This window comes from Anaerotignum faecicola (assembly GCF_003865035.1).
GTDB lineage: Bacteria > Bacillota > Clostridia > Lachnospirales > Anaerotignaceae > Anaerotignum_A > Anaerotignum_A faecicola.
This window is the reverse complement of record NZ_BHVZ01000001.1, coordinates 1-20,466: the sequence shown is the minus strand read 5'-3', so window position 1 is coordinate 20,466 and position 20,466 is coordinate 1. Positions and strand designations below refer to the sequence as shown.

The window sequence follows — 20,466 nt, the reverse complement described above, 5'->3', positions numbered from 1 at the left end:
GGGTAGTGAGTTATCAAGGGTTTTTGGAAATTTATGCTTCAAAGGCAGTCAGTTTTTCCAGAAGAAGATTGCTTCTGTCGATGAAGGCGGTCATTTCCTCGGAGGTCAGCGGACGATGGCTCATCAGTGCCAGATCATACAGCTGATGGCACAGAAGGGCTGCATCCTCCTTCTTTTCCTCCTTGCCTGCCATGGAAAGCAGTGCTTTTACCAGTTTATTATTTTTATTCAGCACCAGAGTTTCATCGGGCTTCATATTGGCAAACATTGCCTTAAATTCTTCGTTGTTGGCGTAAGCCTCCATCATTTCCATCATACGTCTGGATTCCTCGGAAAGCAGAATCATAGCGGAAACCTTTTCAGCCTTCAGCGCTTCCAGCTTTACATGCAGCTTTTCATTTGCAACCGCCGCGCGGAACAGCTCCTGCATCTGATTTGCTTCAAATTCGTCTGCCTGCTTTTTCGCTTCGGAAATTTCGGCATCCTCTTTTTCCTGCAAGGAATCAATATCCGCATCGACACGCTGTACTTTCAGCTTAATGTCCTGATTTTTATATTCCAAGAAGGAAACGAAGGGCTTATCCACAGGCGTATCCATGATGGCAGCCTCCAGACCCTGCTCCTTGAACAGGCGGATATACTGCGCCTGCTGATTGGTGTCGGTTGCAAAATAAATCACGTTTTCGTGCTTTTCCTTATTCTTTTCCAGATATTCGGCAACGGTTTCATAAACACCGTCTGTTGTTTTCAGCAGAAGGATATCCTTTACCTTATCATACAGCTTTTCTTCCTTCATGCAGCCGTATTTGATGAAGATATTGATATCATCCCAGAAGCCCTCAAAGGCAGAACGGTCGGTTTTGAACAGCTGGTTCAGCTTGTCCGCAACCTTCTTGGTAATGTAGGCATTCATTTTTTCCACATAGCCGTCATTCTGCAATGCACTTCTGGAAACATTCAGAGGCATATCGGGGCAGTCCAAAATCCCCTTCAAGAGCAGCAGGAATTCGGGGACAACCTCTTTTACGTTATCCGCAATATAAACCTGATTGCAGTACAGCTTTACCTCGCCGTCCATCATGTCCATCTGCTCCACCAGCTTCGGGAAATAGAGAATCCCTTTCAGACGGAAGGGGTAATCCATATTCAGATGAATCCAGAACAGAGGGTCATTCAAATCATTGAATACCTGATGATAAAAGGCTTTGTAGTCCTCATCCGTACATTCGGAGGGCTTTCTCTGCCAGAGGGGGTTGGTGTCATTCAGCGGCTTGGGCTCCTCTGCCTTTGCTTCTTCTGCGGCATCCTGCTGCTCCTGCAATAAATCCATGGCACCCTCGGTGGTCAGCTTTGCGGCTTCCTCGGGGGAAACATGAACAGTGTTTTCGGCCTTCTTTGCGGATGCCTTTTCCTCCTCTGTTTCTTCCTTCAGCACATCCACAAAGATGGGAACGGGCATGAAGGCGCAGTATTTTCTCATAGCGGCGTAAAGCGTTGCCTCATTCAGAAATTCCTCGCCGTCTGCGCCGATAAAGAGGGTGATGGTTGTGCCGCGTTCGGTTCTTTCACCGGCCTCCATTTCATAATCAATGCCGCCGTTGCAGCGCCATTTTGCAGGCTCTGCACCCTTCTGATAGGAAAGGGAATCAATCTCGACCGTATCGGCTACCATAAAAGCAGAATAGAACCCCAGACCGAAATGTCCGATAATCTCACTGCCTTCGTCCTCGGTTTTTCCTTCAAATTTGGAAAGGAAATCGGTTGCACCGGAGAATGCAATCTGGTTGATGTATTTCTTGATTTCATCCGCCGTCATGCCGATACCGTTATCAATAATCTGCAATGTTTTCTTGTCCTGATCCAGAACAACATGAATTTTGTATGCTTCCTCTGCGGGAATATCCGCTTCCCCCATCATGGAAAGCTTCTGCAGCTTTGTCACCGCATCACACGCATTGGATACCAGTTCACGAATGAAGATGTCCTTATCTGTATAGAGCCATTTTTTGATAATTGGCATAAAATTTTCACTGTTAATAGAAAGATTGCCTTTTTCCTGCATACTGCATACCTCCTAAAATTTTTTTACAGAGCCAATGTGTTTGGCTCTCATCACTCTATATTGTAGCACCCGAAACGGAAAAGTCAAGAAAAAATTAGCACTCAATAAAAATGAGTGCTAACAAATTCAGAGGAAAAAGAAGGAGATTAACTCTCCTGCTTCCGGATGCCAATGGCGTTTTTTTTGAAAAACTTTAAAATATATTCCTCCCAGAGCCGCTCGGAGGATTTATCCAGAGAAAAGGCTTCCTGTGAAATGGCGGTGGTGCAGAGGATGGTATGCTCCTTAAAGAGAATATTCAGAAATGCCGCCTTGGTATTGGGGAGATTGGCAAGCTTCTCCTCCGCAAGGGAGAACACAAGCTTGATGCTTTTCGGCAGCTTATTCCCTTTGATTGCCTGAAATACAAAGGGACGCATTTCCTCCCAATGCACATAACGGGAAAGCCCTGCCTCCTGCTCCTCGGCAGTATAAAAATCCATGTTGCGCTTGCCCTCAATGATAAAAGAAGCGAAGGTGGTCAGTTCCCCCTGACGGAACGAAAACGCATCAAAGGTATCCCCCTTCAAAAGCAGATTCATAAATGATTTTGTATCATTGACGGTAAAAGCAAGCATAAAAAATCCTCCCAAAACAATTCTGTCCTTCTATTTTACATGCTTTGGGAGGATTTTTCAATTTGTTTCTCATTTAAAAGTAATGGTCAGCTTTCCGTCAGCCCATTGAATAAACTTGGAATCTGAAAAAATCGGATGCGGAGCAGTGTCCCGATAAACCTCACCCGTGCGGAATACAGAAAGCAGTACGCCTGCCAATGCCATATTGATGAGCAAAGCCGTTGCCCCATAGGAAAGGAAGGGCAGGGCAATCGGTGCGATGAGCCATATACCCAGATTTGCCGGAATATAAAGCAGGATTTCCGCTGTGAAGGTGCAGAGAATCGTCAGAGAAACCATCTGCCCGAAAATGCTTTTCTGTTTCAGCGCTTTGCGGAAGCCAAGCCCGAGAAAGACTGCCAACAGCAGAACCACAATGCCCGAGGCAACCCAGCCATAATGATAGGTCAGATAGGCCAGAAGATAATCGGAGCGAAGCATAGAGGCATCTGTCAGCAGAAAGGCTTGTGTTTCCGAAAGGGCTGCACCTTCGCCCAGAAGAACGCAGTGGGAAAGGATGGTTTTCAACTGTGTCGAAAGGTAGCCGCTGCCCATAGGGTCACCGGAAGGGACGAAAATCGTATACAGGCGTTCCCAGCCATACCGATACCGAAACGGTGCATAAAACATCAGCAGGACAATCAGGCAGACCACCGCTAACAGAAAAAGCAACAGCAGAATTGTCTGATTTTTCTTGCCGAACCATTCCTTTTTTGCGGCAATGAGCATGAGAATCCCTGCGGAGAACACAAATGTCAGAACGCCGCTGAAGGTGTGACAGTATGACAGAAACAGGCAGAAAACCACCGCCAGAACGCCGCTGATAAGATAGCCCCTTCTGCCCTGACTTCTGAGCCGATAAAACAGACCGCAGAAGGCAAGGGGAAACAGCAGAGAGAGTGCAAGCGGACTGAGGGCAAAGGAGCCGAGAGTGAACCATCTTTTTCCACCATAGAATTCCCCGAACAGCTGTGCCGCAAGGTCAACCATCAATAAGCCGAGCGGCAGTACATAGGGATGCTTTCCGAAAAAGGAAAAATCCAGAAAATACATCCCGACAAACGTCGCTAAGCTAAGTGGCAGAAAGACGAAAAGCACCTGTGCGGAGCGCGTCGCTAACGCATCATTTCCTACGGGTATCGTTTTCAGCAGCAGCACCTGAATGATGCCTCCCAGCACAAACAGCAGCAGTACCAGCCCGATTATCCCCCATTGGGGCGCAGGCTTATGTGTCTGGTCTAACGCCGCACCGACGGATACAGGGTCACCCATCTGCAGCAGTGCCTTTTCTTCGGCAATGCTTTCGGAATCTCCTGCGGCAAGGTAGGCGTTTTTCTGGTCTGTCAGATGATCCTCAATTTCCTGTGCAACGGCAGGATGCGCCTTTTTCCAGCGAATCTGCTCACAGACCTTTTCGGCATAACGATGAAACGCATCAGAAACATTCACAGTAAAGACCTCCTTCCAGAATTTTGCTGACGGCGGAGGAATATTCCTTCCATTCGTCTGTTTTTTCCTGTAAAAATTTTTTTCCCTTTTGTGTCAGACGGTAATATTTGCGAACGCGTGCGGAATCCGCGTGTTCCTCATAGGATTCCAGAAGTCCCTTCTTTTCCAAGCCGTGCAAAAGGGGATAAAGCGTGCCTGCCTTCATCTGAAAGACGTTGTTGGAACGGCATGCCAGCTCCTCAATAATCTGATAGCCGTACATATCACGTCCGTCCAGAAGCTTAAGCACAAGAGTGGCAGAGCTGCCTGCCAGCAGGGTTTTATCCAGTGCCATGCGATGCACCTCCTTATATATCGAGTATCTATATATCTGCATTATATATCGATGGTCTATCTATGTCCAATCAGAAAAACGAATGGCATTTTATATATAGATAATCTATATATATACGCAAAAAAAGTTTACGCATTTCTTGCCATCAAAGTCTCAATGTATTATAATAAAATATCATACTGCATTTATGAAAAAATCTGAAAAGAATGAAAATACAGGAGGGCGACCAATGGCTGAAGAAAAAAACACAGAAAACAACAGCGGTCTGGGTGCAACGGGCAATTTTATCCACAGTTATATCCAGGAGGACTTAAAGGGAGAACTGAATAAAATCCACACCAGATTTCCGCCCGAACCAAATGGCTACCTGCATATCGGTCATGCAAAATCCATCTGCCTGAACTTTGGCTTGGCAAATCTGTACGGCGGCAAATGCAACCTGCGTTTTGATGATACCAACCCCACAAAAGAGGATGTGGAGTATGTAGAATCCATTCAGGAGGACGTAAAATGGCTTGGCTTCGATTGGGAGGACAGACTTTTTTATGCGTCCAGCTATTTTGATAAATATTATGAGGTTGCGCTGAAGCTGATTAAGGAAGGCAAGGCTTTCGTGGATGAGCTTAGCGCAGAGGAAATGAGAGAATACCGCGGCACCCTTTCCACACCCGGGAAGGAAAGCCCTTATCGCAACAGAAGCGTGGAGGAAAATCTGGATTTGTTTGAAAGAATGAAGGCAGGCGAATTCCCCGACGGCTCTAAAACACTGCGTGCGAAGATTGATATGGCTTCTCCCAATATCAACATGAGAGACCCTGTGCTTTACCGTATCTCCCATTCTACCCACCATACCACAGGAGATAAATGGTGCATCTACCCGATGTATGACTTTGCACATCCCCTGGAGGATGCGATTGAGGGCATCACCCATTCTATCTGTACGATGGAATTTGAGGACCACAGACCTCTGTATGATTGGGTAGTCAGAGAGGCAGGCTATACCGAAAATCCGCCCAGACAGATTGAATTTGCCCGTCTGGGGATGACAAATACTGTGATGAGCAAAAGAAAGCTGCGTGCTTTGGTAGAAAACGGTCTGGTTGACGGCTGGGATGACCCCCGTATGCCGACCATCAGCGGTCTGCGCCGCCGTGGCTATACCCCTGCATCCATTCGTGATTTCTGTGAACGCATTGGTGTTTCTAAGGCAAACAGCATGGTAGACAGCGGCTTGCTGGATTACTGTATTCGTGATGATTTGAAGGCAAAGGCGAAGGTGGTTATGGCTGTGCTTGATCCCCTGAAGCTGGTTATCACCAATTATCCTGAGGATCAGGTGGAAATGATGGAGCTGGAAAATAACCCCGAAACACCGGAATTGGGCAAACGTCTGGCACCCTTCACCAGAGAGCTTTATATCGAAAGAGAGGACTTCATGGAGGAACCTGTGAAGAAATTTTTCCGCTTGGCTCCCGGCAAGGAGGTTCGCCTGAAGGGTGCATATTTTGTGACCTGCACAGATTTTGTGAAGGATGAAAATGGCGTTGTCACAGAGGTTCACTGCACATACGACCCCGAAACCAGAAGCGGCAGCGGCTTTGAGGGCAGAAAGGTAAAGGGCACCCTGCATTGGGTAAGCGCAAAGGATAACGTACAGGCAACGGCAAGACTGTATGACTATATGATGCTGGATAACCCCGAAGACCCTAACGGCGAAATGATTATGAACCCCAATTCTCTGGAGGTAAAGGAATGCTTCATCGAGCCTTCCGTTAAGGATGCAAAGAAGGGCGATAGATTCCAGTTTATGAGAAACGGCTATTATATTGTGGATACAAAGGATACAACAGACGAACATCTGGTATTTAACCGCATTGTTCCGCTGAAAAGCTCCTTTAAGCTGAAATAAAGAACAAATTAGGAAGGAAGAAGGTAAGTCTTTGGATTTGCCTTCTTTTTTTGTTTGTAGGTTTTGTTAAAAAAACAAAATCCTTTGCCCTCGATTGACAGAGACTATCTTTTTTGCTATACTCGTAAAGATGGTTTTTAATACCACATAAAATAGTGAGAGATACGGTTCAAATGCAAGAGAAAAATGAGGAGGAGCTGTGATGGAAGTAAAAGCATTGAAATTTGGCGGATTAACCGCAAAACGTCCGATTGTGCAGGGCGGAATGGGGGTGGGGGTATCCCTTTCCTCTCTGGCGGGAAATGTGGCGAAATGCGGCGGTATCGGCACGATTTCCGGCGTGCATCCCGGCTACAAAGAGGCGGATTTCAAGGAAAATCCCTTTCGCGCTAATCTGAGAGCCATCGGGAACGAACTGGAAAAAGCCAAGGAGATTGCCAATGGCGGTATCATTGGTTTTAATTTCATGACAGTGATGAATCATTATGAGGAATATGTGAAGGAAGCGATTGGCGCAGGGGCGGATTTTATCGTTTCGGGGGCAGGTCTGCCTGTGAATCTGGCGAAATATGCAGCAGGCACAAGGGCAGCAATCCTGCCGATTGTTTCCTCTGCGAGAGCCCTGAAGCTGATTGTAAAGCAGTGGCAGAGAGCAGACAGACTGCCTGATGCAGTGGTGGTGGAGGGACCGCTTGCAGGTGGACACCTTGGATACCCCTATGGACACCTTGTGGACGGCACTTTTGACACCTTAGAGGACAGTCTTGTGGACGTAGTGGATTATGTGCGGGAATTGGAGGAGAAAAACGACGTGAAAATCCCTGTGATTGCCGGCGGCGGTGTGCGCAGCCATGCGGACGTGGAACGGCTGATGGCACTTGGCGCGAGCGGTGTGCAGGTCGGCACTAAATTCGTTGCGACAGAGGAATGTGATGCCGCTCCGGCATTTAAGCAGGCGTATTTGCGGAGCCGAAAGGAGGATGTGCAGCTGATTGAAAGCCCTGTCGGCTTGGCAGCGCGCGCCATTCGGAATTCCTTTTTGGAGAAGGTAGAGAAGCAGGGGCGGATTCCTGTGCAGAGATGCTATCAGTGCATGAACCACTGCAAGCAGGCGGAAACGAAATACTGCATCTCGCAGGCATTGATTGATGCGGTGCAGGGGAGAGAGGGACTTGTTTTCTGCGGCGCAAATGCTTATGAAATCGAGAAACTTTCAACAGTGGAAAAAGTGATGCAGGAGCTCTGCGGAGAATAAAAAAAGAACCATATTCGTGAGAATATGGTTCTTTTTAGGTTAATCTTATTCTTTATCGGTGATGGTGCTGTGCAGCTCCTGCAGGGATCTGACAACGCCGCAGCCGGGCTTATTCATGGATTCGATACCGGAGGCAGTTGCCTTTGCGGCAGCCATGGTTGTGATGTAAGGGATTTTCTTACGGATGGCTGCTTTACGCAGGTAGCTGTCATCCAGTGTGCCGTCTGCACCTCTGGGGGTATTGATAATCAGGTCGATTTTGCCGTTTGTAATCAGGTCGGAGATGTTGGGTCTGCCTTCGCTCAGCTTATAGACGAACTCGGAAACAATGCCTGCATCTGCCAGAACCTTCTGGGTGCCTTTTGTTGCGAGGATATGGAAGCCTGCATCTGCAAAGCCCTTTGCCACCTCCGGCAGCTCTGCCTTATCCTTATCGCAGACGGAAATCAGCACGGTGCCGCTCATGGGCAGCTTTGTCTGTGTTGCCTCCTGTGCCTTGAAGAAGGCTTCGCCGTAGAATTCGGAAAGCCCAAGCACCTCGCCTGTGGAGCGCATTTCGGGTCCCAGAACAGGGTCAACCTCCTGGAACATATTGAAGGGGAATACGGATTCCTTCACGCCGTAGTAAGGAATATTCTTTTCCTTCAGACCGGGTACGGGAGAGGGTCTGCCTGTCAGCTCGCTTGTGACGATATCGATTGCCAGAGGAACCATGCGGATGTTGCAGACCTTGGAAACCAGAGGAACGGTACGGGATGCTCTGGGGTTCGCCTCCAGCACATATACCTTATCGTTTTCGATGGCATACTGCATATTCATCAGACCCTTAACGCCCATTTCCTCTGCGATTTTTCGGGTGTATTCCTTGATGGTTTTGACATTCTTTTCAGAAATATGTCTGGAAGGAATGATACATGCGGAGTCACCGGAGTGTACGCCTGCAAGCTCGATATGCTCCATAACGGCAGGAACGAAGGCATGTGTGCCGTCACTGATAGCATCTGCTTCACATTCCATTGCGTGATTCAGGAAACGGTCAATCAGAATGGGTCTGTCGGGGGTTACGCCAACAGCGGCATCCATGTATTTAGTCAGATTTTCGGGGTCATACACGACTTCCATACCGCGGCCGCCCAGAACATAGGAGGGGCGAACCATAACGGGATAGCCGATTTTTTCTGCGATATGAAGGGCATCCGCAACCGTAACTGCCATGCCGGATTCAGGCATGGGAATACCCAGCTTATCCATCATTGCGCGGAAGTGGTCTCTGTCTTCTGCCAGGTCGATCACAGCAGGAGGAGTCCCCAGAATTTTTACGCCGTTCTTTTCCAAATCAGCCGCCAGATTCAGAGGAGTCTGACCGCCGAACTGCGCGATAACGCCAACGGGCTTTTCTTTTTTATAAATGCTCAGCACATCTTCCAGTGTCAGAGGTTCAAAGTAAAGCTTATCGGAGGTGTCATAGTCTGTGGAAACGGTTTCGGGGTTGCAGTTTACGATAATTGTTTCAAAACCAAGCTGCTTCAACGCCAGAGAAGCATGTACGCAGCAGTAGTCAAATTCAATACCCTGCCCGATTCTGTTGGGGCCGCCGCCCAGAATCATAACCTTGGGTTTTTCTGTGCTGACGGGGTTTTTGTCTTCTGCATTATAGGTGGAGTAGTAATACGCCTTATCCTGTGTGCCGCTGACATGAACGGGCTCCCAAGCCTCCTCCAGACCCAACGCGATGCGCTTGTTTCTGATTTCTGCTTCATCGATTTCCAGAAGTTGGCTCAGATATTTATCGGAGAAGCCATCCTTCTTTGCGGCAATCAGTACATCATCCGCAGGCAGCTTTCCTTTGTTTGCCAGAAGGACTTCCTCCTCCTCAACCAGCTCCTTCATCTGATTGATGAACCATGCCTTTACCTTTGTCAGCTCATGGATTTCTTCTACGGTTGCGCCCTTTCGCAGTGCTTCATACATGATGAAATGGCGTTCACTGGAGGGAGGAACCAGCATTTTCAAAAGTTCTTCCTTGGATTTTTTATCAAAATCCTTTGCATGCCCCAGACCATAGCGACCTGTTTCCAGAGAACGGATGGCTTTCTGGAAGGCTTCTTTATAATTCTTACCGATACTCATAACCTCGCCGACTGCGCGCATCTGGGTACCCAGCTTATCCTCTACGCCTTTGAATTTTTCAAATGCCCAGCGTGCGAATTTGATAACAACATAATCGCCATCGGGAACATATTTATCCAGTGTGCCGTATTTACCGCAGGGGATATCCTTCAGAGTCAGCCCTGTTGCAAGCATGGCGGAAACCAGAGCAATGGGGAAGCCGGTTGCCTTGGAAGCCAGTGCGGAGGAACGGGAGGTTCTGGGGTTGATTTCGATGATGATATCTCTGTCTGTTTCGGGGTCATGCGCCCACTGTACGTTTGTGCCGCCGATTACCTGTACGGAATCGACAATCTTATAGGATTTTTCCTGCAAACGCTTCTGTACCTCCTCGGAAATAGTCAGCATGGGAGCGGAGCAGAAGGAATCACCGGTATGCACACCAAGGGGATCGATATTTTCAATAAAGCATACGGTAATCATATTGCCTTTGGCATCACGCACAACCTCCAATTCCAGCTCTTCCCAGCCGAGAATAGATTCCTCTACCAGAACCTGACCAACGAGGGAAGCCTGCAGACCGCGTGTGCATACGGTTTTCAGTTCATCTACGTTATAAACCAGACCGCCGCCTGTGCCGCCCATGGTATAAGCGGGACGCAGAACAACGGGATAGCCCAGCTTATCGGCAATGGCAAGGGCTTCGTCTACGGAATAGGCAACCTCACTTCTTGCCATCTCAATGCCAAGGCTGTCCATGGTTTTTTTGAATTCGATACGGTCTTCGCCACGCTCGATGGCATCAACCTGTACACCGATGACTTCTACATTATATTTGTCTAAAATACCGGCCTTGGAAAGCTCAGAGCAAAGATTCAGACCGGACTGACCGCCGAGATTGGGCAGCAGAGCATCGGGACGTTCTTTTGCAATAATCTGTTCCAGACGGTTGATATTCAAGGGTTCGATATAGGTTGCATCGGCGATTTCGGGGTCTGTCATGATGGTTGCGGGGTTGGAATTGACCAGAACGATTTCGTAGCCCAGCTTACGCAGCGCCTTACACGCCTGTGTGCCGGAGTAGTCGAATTCACACGCCTGCCCGATGATGATGGGGCCGGAGCCGATAATCAGAACTTTCTTGATATCCTTCTTTTGTTTCACAGGAACTCCTCCTTTTGTGGATAATAAACAAGGTGTTGTTGCTTTTGCTTCTTCTTTATTGTTTCATACGCTTCTATTATAGCACGATTTTGCATAATGAGTGTTTTTTTCTGCTTATGGGGGCAATCAGCTTTCTTATAGAATGGAAAATTGTATTTTTTTCAATGAAAACTGTTGAAAACGCATGAAAAAAAGTGTGTTTTCTGCAAAAAATTACAGTTTGGTTTGTGCAAAATCTGCAAAAACAACTTGTTTTTTAGGGAAGCTTTGGAGAAAAGGTCAGCATACGAAAATTTTGCATACAAATTGTAAGAATATAATGGAAATGCGTCCCTTTTATAGGGACATTTGTCTATTGAATTTCGGGGGAGTTCTCAGTAAGATGGAAGAACCATTCTCAGAAAAAAGGAGGACAATCAGAATGAAAAAAGCAGTGGTAACGGTACTTGGTCAGGATAAGGTGGGCATTACAGCAAAGATTTGTGGTGTTCTGGCAGAAACAAATATCAATATCCTTGATATTTCCCAGACCATTGTTGGGGGGTATTTTAATATGGTGATGGTGGTTGATATCACCGAGGCGAAGGATACATTTGATGAAACAGCCGAAAAGCTGTATGCAGTCGGGGAAGAGCTTGGGATGAAAATCAAAATTCAGCATACAGAGATTTTTGATGCGATGCACCGCATTTAAGGGAGGCTGCGAGAATGATTACAAGGAATGAAATTCTGGAGACCAACAGCATGATTTCTGACATGAATCTGGATGTCAGAACCATTACGATGGGCATTAGTCTGTTGGATTGCGCAGATGCAGATATCAATAAATTTAATGAAAAGGTATACAAAAAAATCACAACCTACGCAAAGGATCTGGTGAAGGTTGGGGATGAGCTGGCGAAGGAATACGGTGTGCCCGTGGTGAACAAGAGAATTTCCGTAACACCCATCGCGATTGCGGCGGCAGGCTGCAAAAATGCGGATTCCTATGTGAGCATTGCTCAGACACTGGACAAGGCTGCACAGGAGGTTGGCGTAAACTTCATCGGCGGTTTTTCCGCGCTGGTGCAGAAGGGCTATACCGAAAGTGATAAAATCTTGATTGATTCCATTCCGGAGGCACTGGCAGTGACAGAAAGAGTCTGTGCTTCTGTGAACATCGGGACTTCCAGAAATGGGCTGAACATGGACGCAGTGAAGAAGATGGGCGAGATTATTGTGGAAACAGCGGAACGCACGAAGGACAACGAATGTATCGGCTGTGCGAAGCTAGTTGTATTTTGCAATGCAGTAGAGGACAACCCCTTTATGGCAGGCGCATTCCATGGCGTTGGGGAGGCAGACCGCTGTATCAATGTCGGTGTCAGCGGCCCCGGCGTGGTAAAACGTGCGCTGGAGGAGGTCAGAGGGGCTGACTTTGAAACCGTATGCGAAACCGTAAAGCGGACAGCCTTCAAGATTACCCGTGTGGGTCAGCTGATTGCGAAGGAAGCGGCAAAGAGATTGGATACACCCTTTGGTATCATTGACCTTTCTCTGGCACCGACCCCTGCGGTTGGGGACAGCATTGCGGAAATCTTCCAGGAAATGGGTCTGGAGGAAGCAGGCGCACCCGGCACAACGGCAGCACTGGCACTTCTGAATGACAACGTGAAAAAGGGCGGCGTCATGGCATCCTCTTATGTTGGCGGTCTGAGCGGTGCATTTATTCCCGTCAGCGAGGATCATGGGATGATTGATGCCTGCGAAAAGGGTGCATTGACATTGGAAAAGCTCGAAGCGATGACCTGCGTATGTTCCGTTGGTCTGGATATGATTGCTCTGCCCGGAGATACCTCTGCGGCAACACTTTCCGGTATTATTGCGGATGAAGCAGCGATTGGTATGGTGAACAACAAGACAACGGCGGTGCGTCTGATTCCCGTGATCGGCAGAAAGGAAGGCGAAAGCGTGGAATTCGGCGGTTTGCTGGGCTATGCACCTATCATTCCTGTAAATCGTTTCAGCTGTGAAAAATTTGTGGCAAGAGGCGGCAGAATCCCTGCACCCATCCACAGCTTTAAGAACTAAAAAATAAAGTAGAAAACAGATAAAATTAGGGTTGACTTACCGGACAATGCTTGCTATAGTATTCAAAAAAATGCATTAAAAATTTTTTTAACACTTACAAAAGACAAAGAAACGGAGTGAAGAAGAATGAGCAATTTACAGACACCCTTCAGATATGATTTTGTAGGCAGCTTTTTAAGACCGCAGGCGTTGAAGGACGCAAAGGCGGCATATCAGGCAGGAGAAATCAGCAAGGAGGCATTTGATCGGGTTGCGGAGGAAGAGGTTGCAAAGGTTGTGGCAAAGCAGAAGGAGCTGGGCTACCATGTGATTACAGACGGGGAGTTCAGAAGAGCTTTCTGGCATCTGGATTTCATGTGGGGCTTTGAAGGCGTTGCACATGAGGACACAGGCAACGGCGTGCAGTTTGACGCTGAGCTGGCATTGCTGGAGGACACCTATCTGGTAGGAAAGATTAAGGCGAAGGCACATCCTTTTGTGGAATATTTCAAATTTTTGAAACAGTTTGAGGATGAAAACACAGTTGCCAAATATACCATTCCCGCACCTGCGCAGACCTTCCAACAGATGATTGTGCCTGCAAACTACGAAAGAACAAGAAAGATTTATGCAACAAACGAGGAGCTGATTCAGGATATTGGCAAGGCATATCAGGATGTGATTCAGCAGTTCTACGATGCAGGCTGCCGCAATCTGCAGTTTGATGACTGCACATGGGGTGCTATCGTAGGGGACGCGGCAGAACAGAGGTATCAGGCGCTTGGCATTGATTTGAATGATGTGAAGGCGCAGCTGCTTGCAGTGAATAACCTTGCACTGGAAGGAAAGCCTGCAGATATGATAATCAACTCCCACATCTGCAGAGGGAATTATCATTCTACATATTTTACAAGCGGCCCGTATGATTCCGTGGCAGATTATGTATTCGCAAAGGAAAACGTAAATGCGCTTTTTCTGGAATATGATGATGAGAGATCCGGCGGTTTTGCACCGCTTGCAAAGGTTTCCGCAGACAAGAAGGTTGTGCTTGGTCTGATTACAACCAAAACCCCTGAACTGGAGGAAAAGGAAAGAATTATTGCAAGAATCCATGAAGCGGCGAAATACATTCCGCTTGACAGATTGTGTCTGAGCCCCCAGTGTGGTTTTGCATCCTGCGAAATCGGCAATAAGCTGACAGAAGAAGAACAGTGGGCAAAGCTGAAGCTGGTAAAGGAAATTGCCGAAGAGGTTTGGGGGAAATAAGGGTGGTTGCCCATCCCTAAGTCGAAAACGGGTTTTTGAAAATAAAATATGGTAAAAATAAAATCAGTCGGGACGAGGTTTCGGCTGATTTTTTATATAGAAAATTTTTTAAAAAAATTTGAATTCCCCTATTGACCTAAAGTTAGCTTTAGGGAGTATGATAGGAAATGTAAAAAGGAAGAACGAGAAAGGGAGTGTAAGGAACGATGTATATTGAAAATATGCAAGGACCGGAGGATGTGAAAAAACTGACTTTGGAGCAATTACCTGTATTGGCGGAAGAAATGCGCCATGCACTTTTGATTCGAGCAAGCAAGCATGGTGGTCATTTTGGCCCTAACTTTGGTATGGTAGAGGCAACGATTGCACTGCATTATGTATTTGATTCCCCGAAGGATAAAATTGTTTATGACGTATCTCATCAGAGCTATCCGCACAAGATGCTGACAGGCAGAAAGGATGCGTATCTGTATGAAGAAAAATATGATGACGTATCCGGCTACAGCAATCCGCACGAAAGCGAGCATGATTTCTTTACGGTAGGGCATACGTCCACATCTGTTAGTCTGGCGGCAGGGCTTGCAAAGGCAAGAGACCTGAAGGGCGAGGACGGCAATGTAATCGCAGTGATCGGTGACGGCTCTCTGAGCGGCGGCGAAGCACTGGAGGGTCTGGATTATGCGGCAGAGCTGGACAGCAATTTTATTATTGTGGTAAATGATAATGATATGTCCATCGCGGAAAATCATGGTGGTCTGTATCAGAATCTAAAACTGCTGCGAGAAACAAGCGGACAGGCAGAGTGCAATTTGTTCAAGGCATTTGGTCTGGATTATATTTATGTAGATAAGGGAAATGACACAGCGGCGCTGATTGATGCGTTCAAGCAGGTGAAGGACAGCAAAAAGCCTGTTGTGGTGCATATCAATACACTGAAAGGGAAGGGCTACGCGCCTGCGGAGCAAAACAAGGAGCGTTGGCATTTCAGCGGCCCCTTTGACATTGAAACAGGGAAGCCCTTATATGCCGGCGGCGAGGAAGGTTATGAAGAAATTACTTGCAAGTATTTGCTGGATAAGATGAAAAAAGACCCTTCCGTGGTTGCGATTACCTCCGGTACACCTGGGGTTATGGGCTTTACCAAGAGCAAACGCGAAGAAGCAGGGAAGCAGTTTGTGGATGTTGGGATTGCGGAGGAAACGGCGGTTGCATTGGCATCCGGCATTGCGGCAAACGGCGGCAAGCCTTTTTATGGGGTGTACAGCACATTTGTGCAGAGAGCCTTTGACCAGATTTCGCAGGATCTGTGCATCAACAATAATCCCGCGACGATTGTTACCTTCTTGGGTTCTGTTTATGGCATGAATGACGTGACACATCTGGGGTTGCAGGATATTCCCATGCTGGGGAACATCCCGAATCTGGTTTACCTTGCGCCTGTAACAAAGGAGGATTATCTGGCTATGCTGGATTGGAGCATGGAGCAGAGAGAGCATCCTGTTGCAATCAAGCTGCCGGGCGGCAAGCTGATTTCTGATGGCAAGACTGTGACAAAGGACTTTGGTAAGCTGAACAAATATGAAGTAACACAGGAAGGCAGCAAGGTGGCTGTGATTGGTCTGGGTGCGTTTTATGGACTGGGACAGGCTGCGGCGGATTTGTTGCAGGAAAAAACGGGCACACAGGCAACGGTGATCAATCCTTATTATATTACAGGGGTAGATACAGGGCTGCTGGAAGGACTGAAAAAGCATCATTCTGTTGTGGTCACACTGGAGGATGGAATTCTGGACGGCGGTTTCGGTGAAAAAATCGCAAGATTCTATGGAGAATCTGATGTAAAAGTGCTGAATTTCGGCTTGAGGAAGGAATTTCTTGACAGATACAATCCCGAAGACGTTATGAAGGAAAACCATCTGACTGCAGAGCAGATTGCGGAGGATATACTGGCGGTGCTGAAATAACATAGAAGAAGGTATAAAAAGGCAGCTTTGATTCCAAGGGGAAAAGGGCTGCCTTTTCCTTATTTTGAGGGAAAGGAAAAAATATCGAAAAAAGGTGAAAAAAGTGTTGACATTTTCTGTTAAGCGTGTATAATAAATAAATGTCGCTGCACGAGAGCAGTCGGAAAAAGAGTATAGGCATTGGTCAACAGCGAATGTTTGAAAAGAAAAACATTGACAAGCGGGACTACGGATGATATACTGATATCCGCTGACATAAACAGCGAAAACAAGCACAGAAAAATAAATAAAAAAGTGCTTGACAAACTGAATGATACTTGATAAAATATCATTCGCTGTCGAAAAAAACAGCAAACAAAATCGAATCAGGTATGGAAAATAATACTTGACAAGAAAATGAAGATTTGATAAAATAATCTTCGCTGCTGAAAAGCAGATTGATCCTTGAAAACTGAACAATGGATATGAATAAACACAACCCATAGTCAATTCTGTCAGAGTAGTTCTGAGCTGATTATGAAGCGCGACCATGTGACCAAAGGTTGCGGGAGGCGCTGAATAGCGAAGAATGGAGCGGTTTTCGCGAAGCGAAAAGACAACGCGAACTGACGAGATAATGAACTTGATTTTGCCGGTTTAGAAAAACCGGAGTTAGCCAGAAGAACTGGCTAGGAACAAAACTTTAACATAAGAGTTTGATCCTGGCTCAGGATGAACGCTGGCGGCGTGCTTAACACATGCAAGTCGAACGAAGATACTTAAAATGAGAGCTTCGGCAGGATTTTTATTTATCTTAGTGGCGGACGGGTGAGTAACGTGTGGGCAACCTGCCCTATACTGGGGAATAATCGCTGGAAACGGTGACTAATACCGCATGTCATCACGGAAGGGCATCCTTCTGTAAGAAAAGGAGTAATTCGGTATAGGATGGGCCCGCATCTGATTAGCTAGTTGGTGAGATAACAGCCCACCAAGGCGACGATCAGTAGCCGACCTGAGAGGGTGATCGGCCACATTGGGACTGAGACACGGCCCAAACTCCTACGGGAGGCAGCAGTGGGGAATATTGCACAATGGGGGAAACCCTGATGCAGCAACGCCGCGTGAAGGAAGAAGGTTTTCGGATCGTAAACTTCTATCAACAGGGACGAAGAAAGTGACGGTACCTGAATAAGAAGCCCCGGCTAACTACGTGCCAGCAGCCGCGGTAATACGTAGGGGGCAAGCGTTATCCGGAATTACTGGGTGTAAAGGGAGCGTAGGCGGCACGCCAAGCCAGATGTGAAAGCCCGAGGCTTAACCTCGCGGATTGCATTTGGAACTGGCGAGCTAGAGTACAGGAGAGGAAAGCGGAATTCCTAGTGTAGCGGTGAAATGCGTAGATATTAGGAAGAACACCAGTGGCGAAGGCGGCTTTCTGGACTGAAACTGACGCTGAGGCTCGAAAGCGTGGGGAGCAAACAGGATTAGATACCCTGGTAGTCCACGCCGTAAACGATGAGTGCTAGGTGTCGGGGAGGAATCCTCGGTGCCGCAGCTAACGCAATAAGCACTCCACCTGGGGAGTACGACCGCAAGGTTGAAACTCAAAGGAATTGACGGGGGCCCGCACAAGCGGTGGAGCATGTGGTTTAATTCGAAGCAACGCGAAGAACCTTACCAAGGCTTGACATCCCGATGACCGCTCTAGAGATAGAGCTTCTCTTCGGAGCATCGGTGACAGGTGGTGCATGGTTGTCGTCAGCTCGTGTCGTGAGATGTTGGGTTAAGTCCCGCAACGAGCGCAACCCTTATCCTTAGTAGCCATCATTGAGTTGGGCACTCTAGGGAGACTGCCGTGGATAACACGGAGGAAGGTGGGGATGACGTCAAATCATCATGCCCCTTATGTCTTGGGCTACACACGTGCTACAATGGCTGGTAACAGAGTGAAGCGAGACGGCGACGTTAAGCAAATCACAAAAACCCAGTCCCAGTTCGGATTGTAGTCTGCAACTCGACTACATGAAGCTGGAATCGCTAGTAATCGCGAATCAGAATGTCGCGGTGAATACGTTCCCGGGCCTTGTACACACCGCCCGTCACACCATGGGAGTTGGAAGCACCCGAAGTCGGTGACCTAACCGTAAGGAAGGAGCCGCCGAAGGTGAAGCCAGTGACTGGGGTGAAGTCGTAACAAGGTAGCCGTATCGGAAGGTGCGGCTGGATCACCTCCTTTCTATGGAGAAAAGCGGAGAAAAGCTGCATAAAAGCTTTTGTCAGAATGGATTGCTTGCAAGACAGGCTGACAAAGAGGTTTTAGGTAGGTTTGCGGAGCAAATACATGAGTAATGCGAAGCATTACGAATGGTTTTTCGTAAACATTTTTCAACGCAAGGTTGTGAAAGATATTCATTGTTCGGTTTTGAAGGATCAAACCTTCAAAACAACTTGCACCTTGAAAACTGAATACAAGTAAAGCAAAAATAGAGTCAATCGAGAAAACAAAATTTTCTATTTTCAAATGTAACAAAAGTTGTATCGCTACAACGAAACATTCCAGAGAAATAGCTATATTAAACTGGTCAAGCAAGAAAGAGCACAAGGAGAATGCCTTGGCACTAGGAGCCGATGAAAGACGTGGTAAGCTGCGAAAAGCTTCGGGGAGGCGCAAACAGCCATCGATCCGGAGATATCTGAATGGGGAAACCTACTTGAGCAAACCTCAAGTATCCATATGTGAATCCATAGCGTATGGAAGGGAACGCTGTGAACTGAAACATCTAAGTAGCAGTAGGAGGAGAAAGAAAACTCGATTTCCTAAGTAGCGGCGAGCGAACGGGAAAGAGGCCAAACCGAAGGACCTGGTTCTTCGGGGTTGCGGACTGCAATTAGCATTGCTGAGAGATAGACGAATGGTTTTGGGAAAGCCAGCCGTAGACGGTGAAAGCCCGGTAGACGAAATCTTGAAGCAGCGAGCAGGATCCAGAGTACCACGAGACACGAGAAACCTTGTGGGAAGCCGGGGGGACCACCCCCCAAGCCTAAATACTCCCTAGTGACCGATAGTGAAGCAGTACTGTGAAGGAAAGGTGAAAAGGACCCCGGGAGGGGAGTGAAAGAGAACCTGAAACCTTGTGCTTACAAACAGTCAAAGGCCTACGGGCTGATGGCGTACTTTTTGTAGAACGGTCCGGCGAGTTACTAATGCCAGCGAGGTTAAGATGTCAGAAGCATCGGAGCCGAAGGGAAACCAAGTCTGAATAGGGCGTAGAGTTGGTATTAGTAGACCCGAAACCGGGTGACCTATCCATGTCCAGGTTGAAGGAACCGTAAAAGGTTTTGGAGGACCGAACACACATGTGTTGAAAAACGTGGTGATGAGGTGTGGATAGCGGAGAAATTCCAATCGAACTCGGAGATAGCTGGTTCTCCTCGAAATAGCTTTAGGGCTAGCCTCGAGCTGGAGTCTAACGGAGGTAAAGCACTGAACTGACGCGGGGCCCAAAAAGGTTACCAACTCATATCAAACTAAGAATGCCGTCAAGATACCCTCGGGAGTCAGTCTGCGTGAGATAAGTCGCGTGGACAAAAGGGAAAGAGCCCAGACCGACAGCTAAGGTCCCAAAGTACGTGTTAAGTGGAAAAGGATGTGGGATTTCATAGACAACTAGGATGTTGGCTTAGAAGCAGCCATACATTTAAAGAGTGCGTAATAGCTCACTAGTCGAGAAAACCTGCGCCGAAAATGTAACGGGGCTAAAACACGACACCGAAGCTACGGATTCCTTACAAAGTAAGGAGTGGTAGAGGAGCATCCTGCAAGGACGAAGCCAAAGTGAGAGCGATGGTGGACGAAACAGGAGAGAGAATGCCGGAATGAGTAGCGAGATACATGTGAGAAACATGTAGGCCGAATATCTAAGGATTCCTGGGTAAAGCTAATCTTCCCAGGGTTAGTCGGGGCCTAAGGCGAGGACGAAAGTCGTAGTCGATGGATAACAGGTTGATATTCCTGTACTACACATAATCAGAACTGTGGGGACGCAGGAGGATAGGGAAACCGGGGAATGGAAAGACCCGGTCAAGCGTAAAGCTGTGGGAGATAGGCAAATCCGTCTCCTGTAAGTGAAACGTGATGAGGACTGAAAAAAAGTAAGGAAGTTTCCGAATCCACACTGCCGAGAAAAGCCGCTATTGCGTTATGTGTACCCGTACCGTAAACCGACACAGGTAGATGAGGAGAAAATCCACAGGCCGACGGGAGAAG

At 47.5% G+C, this 20,466-nt stretch carries 11 protein-coding genes and 2 rRNA genes; 8 read left to right on the top strand and 5 right to left on the bottom strand.

All coding sequences use genetic code 11. From position 1 onward, the window contains the following. Positions 1-31 precede the first annotated feature (31 nt). The 4 genes from htpG to EJE48_RS00050 form a co-directional block, all read right to left on the bottom strand. Complete coding sequence (htpG, locus tag EJE48_RS00065) at positions 32-2,062, bottom strand: molecular chaperone HtpG (RefSeq protein ID WP_118581804.1); 2,031 nt, start codon at positions 2,060-2,062, stop codon at positions 32-34. 146 nt (positions 2,063-2,208) lie between these two features. Further along, positions 2,209-2,679 carry a DUF5721 family protein gene (locus EJE48_RS00060; RefSeq protein WP_118581801.1) on the bottom strand — a complete coding sequence of 157 codons (471 nt, stop codon included), beginning with the start codon at positions 2,677-2,679 and terminating at the stop codon, positions 2,209-2,211. Between the two features lie 69 nt (positions 2,680-2,748). Continuing rightward, positions 2,749-4,167, bottom strand: coding sequence for an FtsW/RodA/SpoVE family cell cycle protein (locus tag EJE48_RS00055; protein WP_016406794.1), 1,419 nt, complete (start codon positions 4,165-4,167; stop codon positions 2,749-2,751). Next, positions 4,154-4,501, bottom strand: coding sequence for a PadR family transcriptional regulator (locus EJE48_RS00050; protein ID WP_118581798.1), 348 nt, complete (start codon positions 4,499-4,501; stop codon positions 4,154-4,156). Before EJE48_RS00050 ends, EJE48_RS00055 begins: the two co-directional genes overlap by 14 nt. A 229-nt stretch (positions 4,502-4,730) precedes the next feature. Here EJE48_RS00050 and EJE48_RS00045 point away from each other — a divergent pair, with 229 nt between their 5' ends. Then, positions 4,731-6,410 (top strand): glutamine--tRNA ligase/YqeY domain fusion protein, encoded by a 1,680-nt coding sequence (locus tag EJE48_RS00045; protein ID WP_118581795.1) that lies wholly within the window; start codon positions 4,731-4,733, stop codon positions 6,408-6,410. A 202-nt stretch (positions 6,411-6,612) separates the two neighbouring features. Beyond that, on the top strand, positions 6,613-7,665 hold the full coding sequence (locus tag EJE48_RS00040) for an NAD(P)H-dependent flavin oxidoreductase (protein WP_016406791.1): 1,053 nt from the start codon (positions 6,613-6,615) through the stop codon (positions 7,663-7,665). Between the two features lie 45 nt (positions 7,666-7,710). Here EJE48_RS00040 and carB read toward each other — a convergent pair whose 3' ends face one another. Then, positions 7,711-10,938: a carbamoyl-phosphate synthase large subunit gene (gene carB / locus EJE48_RS00035; RefSeq protein ID WP_118581792.1), complete on the bottom strand. Its 3,228-nt coding sequence runs from the start codon at positions 10,936-10,938 to the stop codon at positions 7,711-7,713. A gap of 421 nt (positions 10,939-11,359) precedes the next feature. Between carB and EJE48_RS00030 the strand changes: the two genes are divergently transcribed. The 6 genes from EJE48_RS00030 to EJE48_RS00005 form a co-directional block, all read left to right on the top strand. Beyond that, a complete protein-coding gene (locus EJE48_RS00030; RefSeq protein ID WP_016406789.1) occupies positions 11,360-11,632 on the top strand; it encodes an ACT domain-containing protein in 273 nt (90 codons plus the stop codon). Positions 11,633-11,646: 14 nt separating this feature from the next. Then, positions 11,647-13,008 carry a PFL family protein gene (locus EJE48_RS00025; protein ID WP_118581789.1) on the top strand — a complete coding sequence of 454 codons (1,362 nt, stop codon included), beginning with the start codon at positions 11,647-11,649 and terminating at the stop codon, positions 13,006-13,008. A gap of 126 nt (positions 13,009-13,134) precedes the next feature. Then, the gene (locus EJE48_RS00020; RefSeq protein WP_016406787.1) at positions 13,135-14,253 is read left to right on the top strand and encodes a 5-methyltetrahydropteroyltriglutamate--homocysteine S-methyltransferase; all 1,119 of its coding nucleotides are present in this window, start codon (positions 13,135-13,137) and stop codon (positions 14,251-14,253) included. Positions 14,254-14,459: 206 nt separating this feature from the next. After that, positions 14,460-16,217, top strand: coding sequence for a 1-deoxy-D-xylulose-5-phosphate synthase (locus tag EJE48_RS00015; protein ID WP_118581786.1), 1,758 nt, complete (start codon positions 14,460-14,462; stop codon positions 16,215-16,217). A 683-nt stretch (positions 16,218-16,900) separates the two neighbouring features. Beyond that, positions 16,901-18,435: ribosomal RNA gene (locus EJE48_RS00010) — 16S ribosomal RNA — on the top strand. A gap of 344 nt (positions 18,436-18,779) precedes the next feature. Continuing rightward, positions 18,780-20,466: ribosomal RNA gene (locus EJE48_RS00005) — 23S ribosomal RNA — on the top strand; the annotation flags it as partial.

Coding starts and splice junctions, on each gene's coding strand:
- EJE48_RS00025 (WP_118581789.1), top strand. CDS start 11,647: ATGATTACAAGGAATGAAATTCTGGAGACCAACAGCATGATTTCTGAC.
- EJE48_RS00040 (WP_016406791.1), top strand. CDS start 6,613: ATGGAAGTAAAAGCATTGAAATTTGGCGGATTAACCGCAAAACGTCCG.
- EJE48_RS00060 (WP_118581801.1), bottom strand. CDS start 2,679: ATGCTTGCTTTTACCGTCAATGATACAAAATCATTTATGAATCTGCTT.
- EJE48_RS00015 (WP_118581786.1), top strand. CDS start 14,460: ATGTATATTGAAAATATGCAAGGACCGGAGGATGTGAAAAAACTGACT.
- EJE48_RS00045 (WP_118581795.1), top strand. CDS start 4,731: ATGGCTGAAGAAAAAAACACAGAAAACAACAGCGGTCTGGGTGCAACG.
- EJE48_RS00020 (WP_016406787.1), top strand. CDS start 13,135: ATGAGCAATTTACAGACACCCTTCAGATATGATTTTGTAGGCAGCTTT.
- EJE48_RS00030 (WP_016406789.1), top strand. CDS start 11,360: ATGAAAAAAGCAGTGGTAACGGTACTTGGTCAGGATAAGGTGGGCATT.
- htpG (WP_118581804.1), bottom strand. CDS start 2,062: ATGCAGGAAAAAGGCAATCTTTCTATTAACAGTGAAAATTTTATGCCA.
- EJE48_RS00050 (WP_118581798.1), bottom strand. CDS start 4,501: ATGGCACTGGATAAAACCCTGCTGGCAGGCAGCTCTGCCACTCTTGTG.